The 17,142-nt window shown below is 41.2% G+C and carries 13 protein-coding genes and 1 other annotated feature; of the genes, 5 read left to right on the top strand and 8 right to left on the bottom strand.

What is annotated here, in order from left to right; genetic code table 11:
- Nucleotides 1–340: 340 nt before the first annotated feature.
- From DW959_RS11080 to DW959_RS11070, 3 genes are all read right to left on the bottom strand, one after another.
- Entirely contained in the window at nt 341–1,039 is a 699-nt protein-coding gene (locus DW959_RS11080; protein ID WP_117808663.1) for a CvpA family protein, read from the bottom strand.
- On the bottom strand, nt 1,036–2,310 hold the full coding sequence (locus tag DW959_RS11075) for a DUF5711 family protein (RefSeq protein WP_118616189.1): 1,275 nt from the start codon (nt 2,308–2,310) through the stop codon (nt 1,036–1,038). Before DW959_RS11075 ends, DW959_RS11080 begins: the two co-directional genes overlap by 4 nt.
- Before the next feature lie 70 nt (nt 2,311–2,380).
- Nucleotides 2,381–3,643 carry a LysM peptidoglycan-binding domain-containing protein gene (locus DW959_RS11070; RefSeq protein WP_173784138.1) on the bottom strand — a complete coding sequence of 421 codons (1,263 nt, stop codon included), beginning with the start codon at nt 3,641–3,643 and terminating at the stop codon, nt 2,381–2,383.
- Nucleotides 3,644–3,875: 232 nt separating this feature from the next.
- Between DW959_RS11070 and yyaC the strand changes: the two genes are divergently transcribed.
- Nucleotides 3,876–4,451 (top strand): spore protease YyaC, encoded by a 576-nt coding sequence (gene yyaC, locus DW959_RS11065; RefSeq protein WP_021943380.1) that lies wholly within the window; start codon nt 3,876–3,878, stop codon nt 4,449–4,451.
- On the opposite strand, the gene DW959_RS11060 is transcribed toward yyaC, so the two are convergent.
- Complete coding sequence (locus tag DW959_RS11060) at nt 4,430–5,545, bottom strand: hypothetical protein (RefSeq protein ID WP_117822879.1); 1,116 nt, start codon at nt 5,543–5,545, stop codon at nt 4,430–4,432. The genes yyaC and DW959_RS11060 overlap by 22 nt on opposite strands.
- Nucleotides 5,546–5,816: 271 nt before the next feature.
- On the opposite strand from DW959_RS11060, the gene DW959_RS11055 reads away from it, so the two are divergent.
- Entirely contained in the window at nt 5,817–6,227 is a 411-nt protein-coding gene (locus DW959_RS11055; protein WP_117808666.1) for a CBS domain-containing protein, read from the top strand.
- Between the two features lie 72 nt (nt 6,228–6,299).
- On the opposite strand, the gene DW959_RS11050 is transcribed toward DW959_RS11055, so the two are convergent.
- Nucleotides 6,300–7,961: a 2-isopropylmalate synthase gene (locus DW959_RS11050; protein WP_117808667.1), complete on the bottom strand. Its 1,662-nt coding sequence runs from the start codon at nt 7,959–7,961 to the stop codon at nt 6,300–6,302.
- Nucleotides 7,962–8,069: 108 nt separating this feature from the next.
- Nucleotides 8,070–8,308 (bottom strand) — a binding site (T-box leader).
- Nucleotides 8,309–8,443: 135 nt separating this feature from the next.
- Entirely contained in the window at nt 8,444–8,593 is a 150-nt protein-coding gene (locus DW959_RS14225; RefSeq protein ID WP_021943377.1) for a hypothetical protein, read from the bottom strand.
- 229 nt (nt 8,594–8,822) lie between these two features.
- On the opposite strand from DW959_RS14225, the gene DW959_RS11045 reads away from it, so the two are divergent.
- Entirely contained in the window at nt 8,823–9,497 is a 675-nt protein-coding gene (locus DW959_RS11045) for a uracil-DNA glycosylase (RefSeq protein WP_118616187.1), read from the top strand.
- Nucleotides 9,498–9,635: 138 nt separating this feature from the next.
- Here the strand turns inward: DW959_RS11045 and DW959_RS11040 are convergent, their stop codons facing one another.
- Entirely contained in the window at nt 9,636–10,292 is a 657-nt protein-coding gene (locus tag DW959_RS11040) for an HD domain-containing protein (protein ID WP_021943375.1), read from the bottom strand.
- Between the two features lie 433 nt (nt 10,293–10,725).
- On the opposite strand from DW959_RS11040, the gene DW959_RS11035 reads away from it, so the two are divergent.
- Nucleotides 10,726–12,873: a Tex family protein gene (locus tag DW959_RS11035; protein ID WP_118616185.1), complete on the top strand. Its 2,148-nt coding sequence runs from the start codon at nt 10,726–10,728 to the stop codon at nt 12,871–12,873.
- A gap of 133 nt (nt 12,874–13,006) precedes the next feature.
- Entirely contained in the window at nt 13,007–14,728 is a 1,722-nt protein-coding gene (locus DW959_RS11030; RefSeq protein ID WP_182430082.1) for a polysaccharide pyruvyl transferase family protein, read from the top strand.
- 157 nt (nt 14,729–14,885) lie between these two features.
- On the opposite strand, the gene DW959_RS11025 is transcribed toward DW959_RS11030, so the two are convergent.
- Nucleotides 14,886–17,123, bottom strand: a complete 2,238-nt coding sequence (locus tag DW959_RS11025; protein ID WP_118616181.1) for a transglutaminase domain-containing protein — start codon at nt 17,121–17,123, stop codon at nt 14,886–14,888.
- Nucleotides 17,124–17,142 lie beyond the last annotated feature (19 nt).

The raw sequence follows: 17,142 nt of genomic DNA, 5'->3' as shown, positions 1-17,142 counted from the left end.
CGTCTGTTACGTTCTTTTTGAAATTCTTTATTTGGAATTTCAGGGTTGTCATGTTGTTAATTTTTCAAGGTTCTTTGTTGTCGAACTCATCAGCGACAACTTCTATATGTTATCACATTCAGTGTTCTTTGTCAACAACTTTTTTAATTTCTTTTTTGATGTTCTGCATGCTTTCCAGATGAGAACCATCATGAAATCATTTGTCGTTGTTTGTTACTGTCTCGAACAGCAACTCCGATATATTAACACATATCGTTAATGTTTGTCAACAATTTTTTTGATTATTTTCAATCTTTTTTTGTTGCTCAAGCTGTTCTCGCGACCAGCAAGTGATACTATACTAAATCTTTTCCAAGATGTCAACTATTATTTTCAAAAAAATGTCTTTTTTGTAAAGCCATGCCAAAAGCGGACTTTCATCGATCATCTGTATGACCTGATATGCCCAGCTAAATGTTGACAACAGCGTCACAATCCCCATAAAGATCCAGACAATTAAGATTCCCTGTCCGGCACCAAATATTGCACCTCCGGCTTTGTTAATGCTTTTTACGATTGGTATATAGTTTGCAACATCAAGCACCATAATCAATATATGAAGAAGAAGCAACAGCACCAGGAGTGTAAGCACATAGGAAATTCCTCGCATTACCATCGCTGTTAAAGACTTTGCAATATAACTGCATACATTATCCACCCCACTCTCCAGGAACGTTTCTCCGTTGCAGTTTGCAATCAGCCAGCCTTTCACATTATCCGGAAGGTCCAGATTTTCTATCGTATCAATCTCTTCATTTCTTGTTGCCGTCTTTGTTTCTTCCGGCAGTTCAAATTTTTCTATGATTTTCTGTTCTATGACATCATCCAGAACGGTATACTGACACAACAGTTTATTCACGCCAGGATATAATATAGCAGTAAGAAGAACTGCCAGCACAATTCCTATCGCGCTGGCAGCACTTTTAAAAAAGCCTTTTCTATATCCACGAAATACCAGTAGCAAAATAAATGCCAGAATTCCGAGAACTAACAGATTCATTTTTTCTCCTTTTCGTTCTTTAACTTTAATTTGATCACCTGGGTTTCATTTTCAAATATCGCAATATACTCCAGCTTATTTTTGGATGGCACAATATTGATCAGATTCTTATTAAAGGTCGTTGCAAACTTTCTTGCTCCATTCAGATAATAAATACTGCAGTCGAATTCCCCCGAAATGATAAGTTCATCATCTGTTGCATATATATTGGAAAATGAATTGTTATAATCCGTTTCTGCTGTCAGCTTACCACTCATATCATAGATATAGATATGGTATCTGTTGTCACTATCTTCGTTATCTGCCGTGATATAACCCAGATATTTTGTATTTGCAAATACACCAAGCATCTCACGGTTCTCCAGATCGATCTCCGCTTTTTCACTTGGTTTTTCAGACATGGCGTATACAACGATCTTATTATCACCAAAACAGACAACTGTGTCATTGTCTACAAAATCTATGTATGGAAATATGGTGTCATCAAAGGTAAAGCCACCCATCAGACGATCCGCATTCTCATTCTGTCCCACAGATCCGAAATTATAGGCTGCAAGATAATCCGGCACAGAAGTCCCGTCTACCTTCACATAACTGGTAAATAACTTGGCTCCGTCATCTGATATTGCAATATCCAACGGATACCCACTGTTCTCGATCGATGTCTTCATCTCATATATACTCTTGCTGTCTTTATCGTAAGCATTGATATAATTTTCTTTTTCTCCCGACAGGATCACTACATAAACGCCCTGTGCTGCCACGTCGATATTGGTAATATCATAGTTCAGTGTCTGGTTACTGACCTTACCGGATTTATTAAATACATACACATCTCTGCCATTCAGATCTGCAACTGCAGCATAGTCTCCATTTACAACTACCTGCGGCATCTTCATGGAATAGCTGCAGTCCCAGACAGTATTACCACTCTGATCAATATAGGATACTCCATCTTTTGTTACCTTCAGGACATTATCACTGAACAATACATAATTGGCTATATTATCTCCGGATGTCTCGGTAGATGTCACCACGTCATATGCTCTATATTCTCTTGTGCTGATGTATCTGCGCACGGATACGATCGTTACCGCTGCAATTAATATCACAAGTAAAAGGATCAGCAGCTTTAATCTTCCTGACATTCCTGGTGTTACTTCTATTATGTTGCTGTCTGTATCCTGTGTCCTGTCCTGTTTTTCAAAACGACGTTTCCCAAAAGCAGGTTTTCTTTTTTTATTCAGTTCTTCAGTTGTTTCTTTTGTCATACTATACCTCTATATTATCTGCAATTTTAAATAAGAGTTTTTCTTTTCACATGTGGACAGTATATCATTTTTAGTTTACAGATGGAATAGCTATTTTTTCCCCCGGATAGATTGTATCTCCTTCTTTAATTCCATTTGCATTCATCAGGGCATCCACATATTCCGGAGACTTGTACATCTTGATCGAAATACTCATCAATGTATCTCCTTCTTTAATCGTATAATACTGCAGAATTCCCTCTGCCATTGTCTCCTGGGTATTTTCCTGAGTATTGTCCTGTGAAGTTGTCTGTTCCGTTGTTATCAGACTCTCTGTATCCGGTTGATCTACCTGCGTTTTGTTCTGTGCCCCATTTGATCCTGTTACTCCTGCCTTATCTGTGCCGACAGACTCTGTCTGCGTTTCCGTAACAGCCGATGTTCCGGCAGTCGTACTGTCTATATCTTTTGTATATATTGTCTGTTCTGTATTGCTGTTTGAAAATACCTGTACCCCGGAATCTCCATTTTCCAGTTCCATTTTTCGGATCGTAGATTCGATGTTCTTCATTTTATCATAGTTTCCGGATACAACAACTCCCATGGATAGCACAAATAAAGCTGCAAAAGAGGCTACTGCATACCGGACATAGGTGCGGTTCTTCTTTGGTTTTTCAGGTGTGTCACCGCGCATGGCGCGGAAATTCTTTACAAGCTCCGCATCCTTCCGTACTGCTGCGTTCTGCTTGTCCTCACAGGACATATTCTTACGGCTGATAATGTAGCTCTGCATTGCTTCATTTCTGACATAATAAATATAGTATCCACGTTGCCGCATCAGCCGGTTCTTCTCACATACATAAAAGGCATCATCACATTCCAGAGAATCCATAACAAACAGTACCTTATCTCTTCCCCGAAAATTTTCCAGATGAAGTCTGGTAATCTTGTCATTGATTTCTGTTGAAAATCCCATCCTGGATAAAAACCATCCCACAACTGACAGATTTTCAAAATATTTATTGATATCCGCATAGAGCTTGCTCCAGATATGATCATCAAATTTAATCTGTTCTACATCAAACTCCAGATTCTGTGCTTCTACCGCTCCACTGATGAACAAGGTCTCTGTATCCCCGTCTTTAAAATATTCTCCAAGCAGGATCGCACCGCGGGAGGTTGTATTTCCCGGCTCTGCAATCTTGCGAAGAAATGTCATTACATAATCTTCTATGTATATCTTCTTTTTATCCGGGGCATTTCCTATCTGTCTGATATTCTTTGGCATTCTGTAGTGACCATCATTTTTTGCATTTTTTTCTGCTGTCGCCTTGTCATATACAATCTCTATCATGATAACACTCCCCATTCTTTTATTTACTTTCGTTCTATCGAAAGTTCTCTATTTTGAGATTAATTCTGATAATAGCATTCCAGATAGCCTGTACTTATCAAATTTTGTCAACAGATCCTGCAATCCATATTTTTTCTTTTTTATTATTTCGACATTTTATTTTTCAGCTTTGTGTAAACTTTATCAATCCTGGTAATACTTTATAGTAAGATACATTTTCTGGAAGGTGTTTATGAATATCAGCAAAAAACAAACGAAACGAAAAACTGAATATTTTGATCCCAGCCGTAGCCATACCTGTAAAGCACTTGGGGATAAGATCATAGAAATGATATATGAAATGGATGGTGCTTCCAAGGATATCATCGTTATCTGCATCGGCACAGACCGCGCAACCGGAGATGCCCTTGGTCCTCTGGTCGGTGATTATATCCTGGCTCACAACACAACCTATCAGGTTGCAGGCACGCTGCAATACCCTGTCCATGCTTTAAATATCAAGGATACCATCGAACACATTTATGCGGACTTTGACAATCCTTTTGTGATTGCTGTCGATGCCTCTCTTGGCATGTCAAAGGACATGGGACTGGTCACGCTCACCAACTCCCACCTTTTTCCCGGAAAAGGCGTAAATAAAAAACTTCCGGCAATAGGCGATATGTCCATTACCGGAATTGTGAATCTGTCTGGTCATACCGGAGCAAATCTTCTCCAGAATACCAGATTATATACAGTTAAACAAATGGCAGAATACATCGGAAAGGCTTTGATCTATGCCGATCATCATCTGTCATCTCCCTTATAAACTTTGATAGCCTCAGATACTGTACTTGCTGATCCTTCTTCCATAATTGAGATCAGATCAGATAATTTCTCTTCTGTACAAAAATCCTTTCCGAGATATGTTTCATATTTGTTCGTGATCATAAGCTCGTATTCAGATATCTTCTTCTGCGTATCACCGAAATCATTTTCCAGTGTATCACGTTCGGATTTCAACCGGTCCAGTTTCTCTTTTCTGCGTCCGGTAATCTCATCCGTAATCAACTGCTTGGTTTCTTTCTCGAATGTACGAAGCGCATCCAGTTTTTCATCACTGATCACTCCACCTGCATCCTCTAATTCCTGAATCTTTTTATCATATTTACCCAATCTGTAAATACTCTCATCCTTATCCTTTGCAATTGAATTCTTGATTGCTTTTACAGCCTTCTCATTGGCTATGATCTTATCGCGGGTTCTTCTTCCCTCCCGGATCAAATCCCTATGTTTCACCTTTGTCAGGTTAAATACAATAAAATAAATAATAAACTCAGCAATTATGATCAATGCTGCAATCAACACGCACATTGCAGTATGACTTCCTGTCTTAAACTTTGTATTCATCAAAACCGCTATCACTGCTGCAGGAATTCCTCCACATGCAACCAAAAGAATTACAAACAGCTCCAGAAATTCGCTCATGCCTTTTGGGGAAAACAGACAATAATACATCTTCGTATTACAAAACGGCGGAACATGGTTCTTTTTGAATAAGGTCTTGATAGTCGCATTCAGCTGACGATTCTCCTCCCGGATATCTGCCGTCTCCTTATTGATCCTATCTTCCATTCTCTGGCTTTTCTTTTTATCCTTCTTCGTCTGCACTTGACGGATCTTGGAATTATTTACATCGATCTGTCTGTCATAGCTTGCAGCGATCTGTTCTTTTCTTTTCTTTAACGTGGCACTGATCTCATCGCCGGTCGCCCGTTCTTCCCGGACGATTGCCCGTTTATTCTTCTTCTGGAGCAGTTTGATCTCCTCCAGCTTATCTTTTAAATCTTCTAATTCGGAGATTGTATCACGTGCTTCAATCAGGTATTCCTGATCTTCATCATATACGTTATCCGCAGCCATAGTTTTCCTCCTGTCTGTAAATGTACACGCACAAGCCTGCACTATATTTATTTTAACAAATAACCCCTTATTAAACAACCAGAAGTTTTTTCTCTGGTTTCTCTGTAATCTGTCACACTTTTTTCAAACAAAATTAAGAGAATGTAAATTGCAAACCGTGTCCACTTCTTCTATAATAGAAAAAACAACTACCGGAACAACAAAAACAATACCGGCAGATATGACTTTTAAACAGCATATATTTTACATAAAGGAGGATTTAACCTGACCTATGAATATTTTATTTTTTCTGACTCCCAAGAGCGAGGTTGCATTTATAGAAAATACATTTACTTTAAGACAGATTCTTGAAAAGATGGAGATCCATCGATATTCAGCAATCCCGATTCTGTCGGGTAACGGCGAATATGTCGGAACAATCACCGAGGGTGATATTCTCTGGTTCTGCAAGAAAGCCGGATTAAACCATCTGTCCGAATCTGAAGATATCCATCTGTCCGACATTCCGAAAAAATTCGAATATGCCTCCGTATCAATCAACTCAAACATGGAAGATCTGATTGCCCGTGCAATGGCACAGAACTTTGTTCCGGTAGTCGACGACCACAACAAGTTCATCGGTATCGTAACCCGAAAAGATATTATCGGCTACTGCTATAAAAAGCTGAGCCAGACTTCATAGTCTTTTTTCAAAAAAATTAAAAAGCCATCCAACCGATACTATTATTATACCGGCTGAATGGCTTTTTATTTATTATAACACGCCTGTTCTGTTGATTGCTGAGATTAAGGCATATACAGATGCATCAATAATATCATCCTTAATGCCTGCACCCCAGGTAACTATTCCATCTTTTCCTTCCAGACCTACATAAGCGACTGCCTGTGAGTTAGAGCCAACCTGTAATGCATGCTCCTCATAGCAGATGATCTTGAAGTCAATGTCAAAATGCTTTTTAATTGCATTGCTGACAGCATCCAGACGTCCATTTCCTTTACCATGATATACTTTCTTCTCACCATATTTCATGATCGTGATCTCCGTTGAGATTCCATCGCCCTGCACAAAATGGCATTCTAACATCTGAACCGGACCTTCGATATTGACATATGTACGCTGGAAAATATCCAGTACTTCTGCAGCGGATAATTCTTTATGTGCCTTATCGGATACATCTTTAACTGTGTATCCAAGGTCTTCACGGAATTTGGCCGGAAGATCAAAGCCATACTTGGACTGAAGAATATAACCGATTCCACCCTTTCCTGACTGACTGTTGATACGGATAACATCTCCGTCGTACTTTCTTCCGATGTCTTCCGGATTCAGAGGCAGGTATGGTACTGTCCACATGCCGTCTCCCTGATCTTCTCTGTACTTCATACCCTTTGCGATCGCATCCTGATGAGATCCTGAGAATGCTGCAAAGACTAATTTACCTGTATATGGAGAACGCTCGTATACATGCATATTTGTCACGCGCTCATATAATTCTGTCAGCTTTGGAATGTCGGACAGATCCAGTTCAGGATCTACTCCATGTGTAAACATGTTCATCGCAAGTGTGATGATATCTACATTACCGGTTCTTTCACCATTTCCAAATAAAGTTCCCTCGATTCTGTCTGCACCTGCAAGAATACCAAGCTCCGCATCTGCTACGCCACAGCCACGGTCATTGTGCGGATGTAAGGACAGGATAACATTTTCTCTGTCAATCAGATGTTCGCTCATGTACTCGATCTGACTTGCATATACATGTGGCAGTGACATCTCTACGGTTGCAGGAAGGTTGATGATAACCTTACGATCCGGGGTAGGCTTCCATTCTTTAATAACTGCATTACATACTTCCAGTGCATAATCGATCTCTGTTCCGGTAAAGCTCTCCGGTGAATATTCAAATGGATAGTTCACTCCATGTTCTTCTGCCATCTGATTCAACAGTTTTGCTCCATCGACAGCAAGCTGTAAAATCTCTTCTTGGGATTTCTTAAATACCTGTGTTCTCTGTGCATAAGATGTTGAATTATACAGGTGAACGATTGCATTCTTTGCGCCGTCAATTGCTTCAAATGTCTTCTTAATAATATGTGGTCTTGCCTGTGTCAGTACCTGAATGGTTACATCATCCGGTATCATATCCTTCTCGATCAGGGTACGGCAGAACTCATATTCTGTTTCTGATGCTGCAGGGAAACCGATCTCGATCTCTTTGAAACCGATTCGTACAAGTTCCTTGAAGAACTCCAGTTTCTCATCCAGATTCATCGGAACGATCAGTGCCTGATTTCCATCTCTTAAATCTACACTACACCAGATCGGTGCCTTATCAACGTATTCCTTTTCTACCCATTTTGTAGACTTTTCCGGCGGCATATAGTAGCCTCTTTTGTAATGCTCAAAATTCTTCATGTTTAACCTCCTGTTTCTGTTTTCTGTATAAGCTCCTGTAACGGCTTTTGTTCTCCGATTCATATATTACATAAAATATGGCAATAAAAAAACCTACATCTCATCACCTATAGAGACGTAAGTTATACGCGGTACCACTCTATTTCATACATGTTGTATGCTCTCGTTACAGATACAGATAGAATCTCTTATATCCTCCTGCTATAATGGTCAGGTTCCATCCCATCCTACTTCCTTTCAGCGGGCTACTCTGAGGCGAGTTCAAATCTGTTCCACTGTTGTCTCACACCAACCGGCAACTCTCTGAATGCTTCATAGATTCTACTATTCCTCTTCATCGTATTATCTGTATCGACTTTAACACAGTGTCTCGCTGTCTGTCAACCCCATTTTTACAGAAAAACTCCGTCATGAAAAGATCTGCAAAAAATATGCACGCGGCAACTGTTCTTCCTGTATCCGCGTGCATAGGATTGTCATTCCTACCATACAATATGACGTTTGTTCTTCAAGAGACAACCGCCTGATGCGATCATCAATATACCGGATGCAAGTCCAAGCACCAGAACCACTACGCCTAATGCAATATTTATTGCGCCTGAAGTTTTCATTGTCTTATATGCTTTCTCCATTTTCAGCACCCCTTCTGCAAAAATTTCATTTGAAAAGATGATACCACAAAGTCTCTCACCTGACAATGTTTCAGAGTAAAATTACACCTTAAAATTTACATTAAATATTCTTTATGTTACACTATTTTTAAAAATGAACACATATGATACTCTTTTTATTTTCAGAATGCAGAATGTCGTCTCGAAATGAAAAACGTATCCTATACACTATAGATAAGGAGTCTGAATTATGCCAGCTATTTCAAATGACTGGGCTCCGGAACTGAAGCCCGAATATAAAAAAGAATATTATAAAGAACTGTTTAATTTTGTCGGACATGAATATGCCACAAGAGAGATCTTTCCTCCTGCCGATGATATATTCAATGCGTTCCATCTGACACCATTATCAAAGGTCAAATGTGTTATCATCGGTCAGGATCCTTACCACAACGTAGGGCAGGCGCATGGTCTGAGCTTCAGCGTAAAGCCGGGTGTCGACATCCCGCCTTCTCTTGCTAATATCTATCAGGAGCTTCACGATGACCTTGGCTGCTATATACCCAATAATGGTTATCTTGTCAAATGGGCAGAGCAGGGTGTCCTGATGTTAAATGCTGTTCTGACCGTCCGGGCGCATCAGGCAAATTCCCATCAGGGACATGGCTGGGAACAATTTACAGACGCCTGTATGGAGATCTTAAACCGCCAGGATCGTCCGATCGTATTCATCTTATGGGGATCGTATGCACAAAAAAAAGCTTCGATGTTAAGCAATCCGAATCATCTGATCTTAAAAGCTCCGCATCCAAGTCCGTTATCTGTCTATCGTGGTTTCTGGGGAAGCAAGCCTTTCAGCAAAACGAACAACTTCCTGACCGAGCACGGTGTTGAACCGATCGACTGGCAGATTGAAAACATATGACAATAAATCTGCCAAGCAAATAAGCAACGTGTCTGTATAAAGACAACGCTGCTTATTTATTTGGCAGATAAACAGATATGCGCAAGAAGGGCGAATAGCTGTACGATTTCGAAAATCCGACGGACAGAGAAATCGGTATTATTGAATTGTCTCCCGCTTCTTGTCCAGTTCTGCCTGAACAACAGCAAGTTGTTCGATAATTTTATCTTTTAACATAGATATCTCGGAAGCATAGTTCTCTCCCAGATTGTCTTTTACCTGTTCTAACCGGTCAAGGATATCGGTATAAGTCTGATTTACTTTTCTCTGGATCCATTTGCGATTGGATACAAAAAGGATAGTTCTTAGATTATGCAGTCTGTCTGCAAGTTTGATCATGACCACCTGTGCCGGGGCGTGGTCAAATAGACGTTTTGAATAGTCAGAGAAGGTCTCTCCTTCAAGTTTACTTAATAAATATACATGATCCCTGATATCCGTACCAAAGATCTTTTCAATATCTTCAAATGTACAGTCCGTATCTTCTACCGTATCATGCAATAACGCAACTACAAGTACAGTTTCATCCTCTACATGGCATTCGTCCTTTAATATATGGTAAACGCCAAGAATATGTTCATCATAATACGGCACTTTGCCATCTCTTCCAAGACGTGTCTGCCCCTGATGACATTGTCTGGCAAATGCCATTGCAGTCTTCACGCAATCTGCTTCTGCTGCTTCTGTCTGACAGCCACATTCTTCTATATAAGAAATTGTTTCATTCCTGTCTGCTGTATTTGTAAAACCCTGCATGTTCTGCTCCATTCTGTACCTTAACTGGTATTTAATATGACATAACCGGACATGTCCACCCGCACCTTGTATCTATTTCAGTATAACACAGCCGCCCATATCTTTCCAGCAAATCTGTCATTTTATAGATACTTCATTTTTTCATCTGCTTCGTTTTTCTGTCTTATACTTTTCCATAATTTGTCTGTCTCCAAGCTTGAATCCTGCCGGAATTTCGCATATACTAGATTCTGCTTTCCCGTAATATTCAACTATATATTGTTCCAACCTGTCCGTGCGGGTTGCAACAAGCGGACTTGAACGCACAATATATATGTCATTGCACTATATTCGATTGTTCTCGTATCACCAGATCCGCATCAGAACACACATTATATACATGGCATTGCCTGTTACGGTGAATGATACAAATTAAGAAAGAGGTTTCACGATTATGGATATTATTTTGAAAATCAGTCAGGAACTTATGTGCCGGCAGGAGCAGGTAGCTGCTGCCGTTAAATTGATAGATGAGGGATGCACGATCCCTTTTATTGCAAGATACAGAAAGGAAGCTACCGGTTCTTTAAACGATGAACAGCTTCGTACTCTGGATGAACGGCTCACTTATCTCAGAGGACTGGAAGACCGGAAGGAAAAGGTCCTCGCTTCGATCGAAGAACAGGGCATGCTGACCGATGAACTAAAGAAGTCAATTCTGGCTGCTGAAACACTCGTTGCAGTGGAAGATCTGTATCGTCCTTATAAACCAAAGAGAAAAACGCGTGCGACAATCGCACAGAGCAAAGGTCTTACCGGACTTGCCAACATCATCTCCCTTCAGATGACAAATAAGTCGATTCCGGAGGAAGCACTGGCTTATGTATCCGAGGAAAAAGAAGTCCACTCTGCAGAAGAAGCCATCGCCGGAGCTATGGACATTATTGCAGAATCTATTTCAGATAACGCTGAATATCGTACAGAAATCCGAAGCCTTACAATGGACAAGGGTATTTTAATGACAACTGCCAAGGATCCGGAAGCAGAATCCGTATATGAAATGTATTATGATTTCGGCACACCCGTACGCAAAATGACCGGATACCGTACACTTGCGATCAACCGTGGAGAAAAGGAAAAATTTCTCTCTGTTAAGATTGACGCACCGGTTGATGAGATCACCGCTTATCTGATCCGTCAGGTGATCGTACGCGACAATCCGAATACAAATGATATTTTAAAAAATACTATAACTGACAGTTATGAACGTCTGATCGCACCTTCTATTGAACGTGATATCCGAAGCAGTCTGACAGAAGCTGCTGAAAATGGCGCGATCAAGGTATTTGGCAGCAACTTAAAGCAGCTTTTAATGCAGCCACCGATCAATGGTCATGTGGTTCTCGGCTGGGATCCTGCTTTCCGTACCGGATGTAAGCTGGCAGTCGTTGATGCAACCGGAAAGGTGCTCGCCACTAAGGTTATTTACCCAACTGCCCCTCAGAACAAAGTGGAAGAATCCAAGAAGATCTTAAAAGATCTGATCAAGAAATATCATATTTCCCTTATCTCAGTTGGAAACGGTACTGCTTCCCGTGAATCCGAAGCGATCATTGCAGATCTTATCCATGAGCTGGATACAAAGATTCAATATGTGATCGTAAACGAAGCCGGCGCATCCGTCTACTCTGCAAGTAAACTTGCAACAGAAGAATTCCCGAACTTTGATGTAGGCCAGCGTAGTGCTGCTTCAATCGCAAGAAGACTTCAGGATCCGCTTGCTGAGCTGGTCAAGATCGATCCAAAAGCGATCGGTGTCGGTCAGTATCAGCACGATATGAATCAAAAGAAGCTGACAGAAGCATTAGACGCTGTTGTAGAAGATTCCGTAAACCAGGTCGGTGTCGATCTAAATACCGCTTCCGCTCCTCTGATGGAACATATTTCCGGTATCAACAAAACCCTGGCAAAAAATATCGTAGAATACAGAGAAGCAAACGGCCGTTTTAAGAACAGAAAAGAACTGTTAAAGGTTGCTAAACTTGGCCCGAAAGCATTTGAACAGTGTGCAGGATTTATGAGGATCACTGGTGGTACAAATCCACTGGACGCAACCTCTGTCCACCCGGAAAGCTATGAGGTTACTGAAACACTGATCCAGCATCTCGGTTATTCCATGGATGATCTTGCATCCGGTCAGTTAAAGGGCATTACAAAAGCAGCCGGTGATATCAAAGCACTCGCAAAAGAACTGGGTGTCGGAACAGTAACCGTCACCGACCTTGTAAAAGAACTGGAAAAACCAGCCAGAGATCCTAGAAGCGAAATGCCACAGCCGATCCTGCGTGGTGATATCCTTGAAATGAAGGATCTGAAGGAAGGCATGATCTTAAAGGGAACCGTCCGCAACGTAATCGATTTTGGTGCATTTGTCGATATCGGTGTTCATCAGGATGGTCTGGTGCATATCTCCCAGATGTCCGATAAATTCATCAAGCATCCATTGGATGTCGTCAGCGTCGGTGACATCGTAACGGTTAAGGTTATGAGCGTGGATCTTGCCAAGAAACGGATCCAGCTTACAATGAAAGGAATTAACTGATCGATTTCCCACGACAAATGTCTGATTCTGTCTTTTACGCTTGATTTATATATAATTATAAGATAAAATAAAACTATATGTGGCCTGTTAAGGTTTATAAATTACTTGTAAAGTTCAGGGAGGAACTATCGTTTTGAAGATAGGGATTATTTCAATAAATACACATACGAAAGCACTTAATTTTGCGTGTCCTTTACACACATATGCTTTCCAGCAATTTTTATCAGATCATGGCATCGAAAGTACAGTCATTGACTATATGCCTATCTACAATAACAAAGAATACGATCCGGTCTATCCTCTGCATTTTTATCTGCAACATGGCTACAACAAAGCTCTGACAGAAATAATGCCGGAAGGCCTTACAAAAGATGAACAAAAGGTCTGGACACATAAGCATAACCTGAAAATACTTACGATCAATAAATTTGCCAAGTTGTACACGATATGGCCAAAGCGGTATCAGAAATTTGAGAACTTTATCAATGCTCATTATATCCGCACCAAAGAAACCTATCACCATGACGATCTGGATGATCAGAAACTGGATTTTGACTGCTACATCTGTGCTACGGATGTTATCTGGCAGTACAATCCGGATAAAGGCTTTGACCGTGGATTTTTTCTGGCTGCCGAGCCTATGAAAAACGCTCCGAAGATCGGATATGCTGTCAGTCGTGGTGTCTTTAACGGCTGGACAAAAGAACAGGAAAAAGAATTTATCGAATATACAACGCCATTCGAGGCAATTGCTGCGAGAGAGTCAAGCTTTGCCGAACACATTCATGAACTGACGGGGAAAGATGTTCCGGTTGTACTGGATCCTGTATTCTTAAAGGATAAAAAATTCTGGCACGATATTGCGATCCCGCCCAGAAATCAGGAACGCAAATATGTCCTGCTCTACGCTGTAATGGAGCGTGCGATTGACTCCATCCAGAAGGCTCTGGCATTTGCAAAAGAAAAAGGTCTGGAACTTATCATTCTGTCCTCCTATGAAAGCAATGTCCATCTGCCAAAAGAAGGCGATTACAAAGTCATCTATAATGTTGGTCCGGATGAATGGCTTGGATATATAGAACAGGCAGAATACATCTTTACAAATTCATTCCATGCCTGTGCATTCTCGATCTTATTTGAAAAGCAGTTTTATGTTGGTGCAAGACATGGCGATAAGGTTGATACAATCTTAAAAACCTTTGATTTAGAGGATCGCCGTTTTACAAAAACCTATGACAGTACAAAATCAGCAAAACCGATCGATTATAGCAAAGTTGGTCAGCTTCTGGAGGAAAAACGAAAAGCCTCCGGTGATTTCATACTGAATGCGATCCATTCTGTTGAAAAGAAATACAATCTGGCAGATACGCATTTTAAGAAGGAACCATTTAACCTGATCTATGCTTCCTCTGCTAAGAATAAAAATCTTGTCTGTCGATTATTTACTTTTGGATTGAACAAATCGATCCGGGAAAAATCGATTGAATTTCGTCCAAATGAGAAATATGACGGCAACGCAGTTGTAAAACTGGCAAAGAATCCATTCCGTTATAAAGGCTTTACCTTCCTTGGATGGTATTGCCGTACAACTTTTCACGGTATCTACAAATGGTACTGTACGGACGGACAGTTCCACACCGCAGCCGAGATTCTATATCATGATGATATCGAATTATGTCGTTTTCAGGATCAGGAACAGACGGATGCCTTTACAAAGAATCGTTTCCTGACCGGAAATTCATTCTTCCTGCAGGCGGTATGGCAAAATAATGAAAACGGACATATTATTCCGAATATCGAGCGAAGCCTGCGTGCCTCTTTCAAAGAATATATGGTACAGGCTCGTAAAAAATAAATAATGATCCGGATTTTATCGGATAGAAACACAGGAGACCGTGTACAACTCATGCTTGTATACTGTCTCCTGTTTTAATTCGTCTTTATTTCTATTTTTTGATTCTTTTTTATTTTGTCGGTTCTTTGCCCTCGTTTATATTCTGAACAAGCATGTGTCATCTGGCAAGATAGGTCTGTGCTGTCTGCTGATATATAACCATAGCTTTCATAACCTGTTCCAGTGTGCTTCCATATGTCTGAGCCGACAACACCGTATACGCATAACTTAAAACACCATATGTTATCGCTCCACTCTCTCCTGCTGCCAATGTATTCATCTGTGTAATGTTCTGAATATGCACGGCAGGAATTTCTATATAAAACATATTGGATCCGACGGATACCGGAGTTACTGCATTTCCATTTAAGGTAAATGTTATATCACTCAGCTCCACATCACCTGCTTTTGTAAAATAATGACGGATCAGTGTTCCTGAACGCAACACCAGAGAGCTTCCATAATAGGAAATTCCATCCGGCATATTTCCTGCCTGCACGGACTGATAGGATGCAAGTGCAGTCAGATCCATGCTTCCTATCTGACGTTCCGTCTCCGGCAGAATTGCATTTGCCAGATCACCGGTATGATAACCAAACAATTTCTGTGCGGCAGCTCCATAATTCAGCATTGCCCTCACGACCGGAAGTTCTGCTGCATAGGTACTGCTCCGGTCTAACATATATCCCGCATAATCCTGAACCGAATACCGATATATTGTTCCGCAGGCAGTTCCATCGGACAGAAATACCTGTGCCCGGATATCATCCGCCATCTCCTTTGCTGCCACATAACAGGTAAATACATAATACTGTTTTCCATTTACTGTCTGCTTCTCTGCATCCGTCACCTTCTGCCGTGTTGTGCTTCCATCCGGCATCGTAAATTCCATATATGCGCCGCTGTCATTTAAAACTGTATTTGTAAACCGCAGATAAAAGCAGATTCCCGTCTCCTCCTCCAGCCGGAGCGAATATCCGGCAAGTGATGCGCTCATACCATCTAACATTGCATTACACAGATCACAGATTCCATCTCCATCCTGATCTTCATGATACAGGTCTGTACTCAATTCCGGATAGACGAATTCATATGCGCCATTTGCATCCCAGGCGCCTTCTGCTATATGACAGCTTCCGAAATCGGTCTTTGCAAAATGATCCGGCTTCGTTGCAGATCCAACCAAAAAAAAATCATAATAGGTCCGGCCGGTCTGGTCATCCCAGGTCGCATCTACTCCATACCAGATACCGTCCTCCATCTGAACCAGATCCCACATATGGGCTCCACCGGTATCTGTCACTCCGGTCACAAGCACACATGGTATTCCATATGCATCGCACAACAGCTTAAAGCCTCTGGAATATCCTGCACAGACCGTCTCCACCGTTCCATCACCATTCGTGTCACGAAACGCACTGTAAGCCGATTGATATTCACTGCTTGTCGTATTAGATTTTGCATAGGATGTACTGTTACAGATATAATCATGAATCTCTTTTATGGTCTGATATCTGGATGTACTTCCCGCGAGCTTCTTATTGATCGATTCCGTTGCTTCCGACACGATCGTATCCATCTCCGCTTTTGTAGCATCAACCGACGGTTCTTTGATATAGGTCGTAATACATGGGACTGTTACATCCTTTACCATACTGTTATTCTCATCCAGCTCAGACGAATAATATGAAATTCCATTTATTTTGTATGACATATAATAGGTTGCACCCGACAGCCAGCTAAGCTCCGGATGGTCATAGATCAGAGCAAGAAATGCCGGAGTCAGCATGTCACGTTCCCAGCTCAGCACCTGTGGATGAAAGGTATCCGGCATGACCATCTTATTATCCGATGTGATCGTGATCTTCTGGTCCTTCCACACGCTGGAATAATTCAACGTGATCGTACTCGTTGTAGAACCATCTTTATAGGCATCATATAGGGTCTTATAGATTTCTTTTGACACATCATCCAACTGATCATAATACCGGTCCGTTGCTGTCCTGTCTTCCCGAAGGTTATAGGCGGATATTCCATTTCCCATCGTGACCGCATTTACATCACCCAGGATTTCTTCCCAGCCATACGTATCCTCTTCCGGCTCCGCAGCCAAGATCTCATCTTTATCTGTTTCTTCTTGTCGATCTTCAACCTGTGTAGATGTATCCGCTTCTTCCTCTGTCTGTTCTTCCGTTTCTGACAGAGTATCGTGCGTTTTATTCGTTGTTATCTCTGCCGTTGTTGTTATCTCTGCCGTTGTTGTTCCCGCTGCAAATACGGTTCCGCCGCCCGTTGCCGCCGCTGCGATCATGGCAAGCCCTGCCACAAATATTTTCAGTTTCCTATATCTTCTCATAGCATCACCCCTGTATCAA

The sequence above is a fragment of the Clostridium sp. AM46-21 genome, assembly GCF_003480025.1.
Lineage (GTDB): Bacteria > Bacillota > Clostridia > Lachnospirales > Lachnospiraceae > Coprococcus > Coprococcus ammoniilyticus.
The sequence above is the reverse complement of the archived record's forward strand: the minus strand, read 5'-3'. Positions and strand labels throughout refer to the sequence as shown.

What these genes read in the sequence shown, in the direction of transcription:
- DW959_RS11080 (WP_117808663.1), bottom strand. Translation starts at nt 1,039, where the DNA reads ATGAATCTGTTAGTTCTCGGAATTCTGGCATTTATTTTGCTACTGGTA.
- DW959_RS11075 (WP_118616189.1), bottom strand. Translation starts at nt 2,310, where the DNA reads ATGACAAAAGAAACAACTGAAGAACTGAATAAAAAAAGAAAACCTGCT.
- DW959_RS11070 (WP_173784138.1), bottom strand. Translation starts at nt 3,643, where the DNA reads ATGATAGAGATTGTATATGACAAGGCGACAGCAGAAAAAAATGCAAAA.
- yyaC (WP_021943380.1), top strand. Translation starts at nt 3,876, where the DNA reads ATGAATATCAGCAAAAAACAAACGAAACGAAAAACTGAATATTTTGAT.
- DW959_RS11060 (WP_117822879.1), bottom strand. Translation starts at nt 5,545, where the DNA reads ATGGCTGCGGATAACGTATATGATGAAGATCAGGAATACCTGATTGAA.
- DW959_RS11055 (WP_117808666.1), top strand. Translation starts at nt 5,817, where the DNA reads ATGAATATTTTATTTTTTCTGACTCCCAAGAGCGAGGTTGCATTTATA.
- DW959_RS11050 (WP_117808667.1), bottom strand. Translation starts at nt 7,961, where the DNA reads ATGAAGAATTTTGAGCATTACAAAAGAGGCTACTATATGCCGCCGGAA.
- DW959_RS14225 (WP_021943377.1), bottom strand. Translation starts at nt 8,593, where the DNA reads ATGGAGAAAGCATATAAGACAATGAAAACTTCAGGCGCAATAAATATT.
- DW959_RS11045 (WP_118616187.1), top strand. Translation starts at nt 8,823, where the DNA reads ATGCCAGCTATTTCAAATGACTGGGCTCCGGAACTGAAGCCCGAATAT.
- DW959_RS11040 (WP_021943375.1), bottom strand. Translation starts at nt 10,292, where the DNA reads ATGCAGGGTTTTACAAATACAGCAGACAGGAATGAAACAATTTCTTAT.
- DW959_RS11035 (WP_118616185.1), top strand. Translation starts at nt 10,726, where the DNA reads ATGGATATTATTTTGAAAATCAGTCAGGAACTTATGTGCCGGCAGGAG.
- DW959_RS11025 (WP_118616181.1), bottom strand. Translation starts at nt 17,123, where the DNA reads ATGAGAAGATATAGGAAACTGAAAATATTTGTGGCAGGGCTTGCCATG.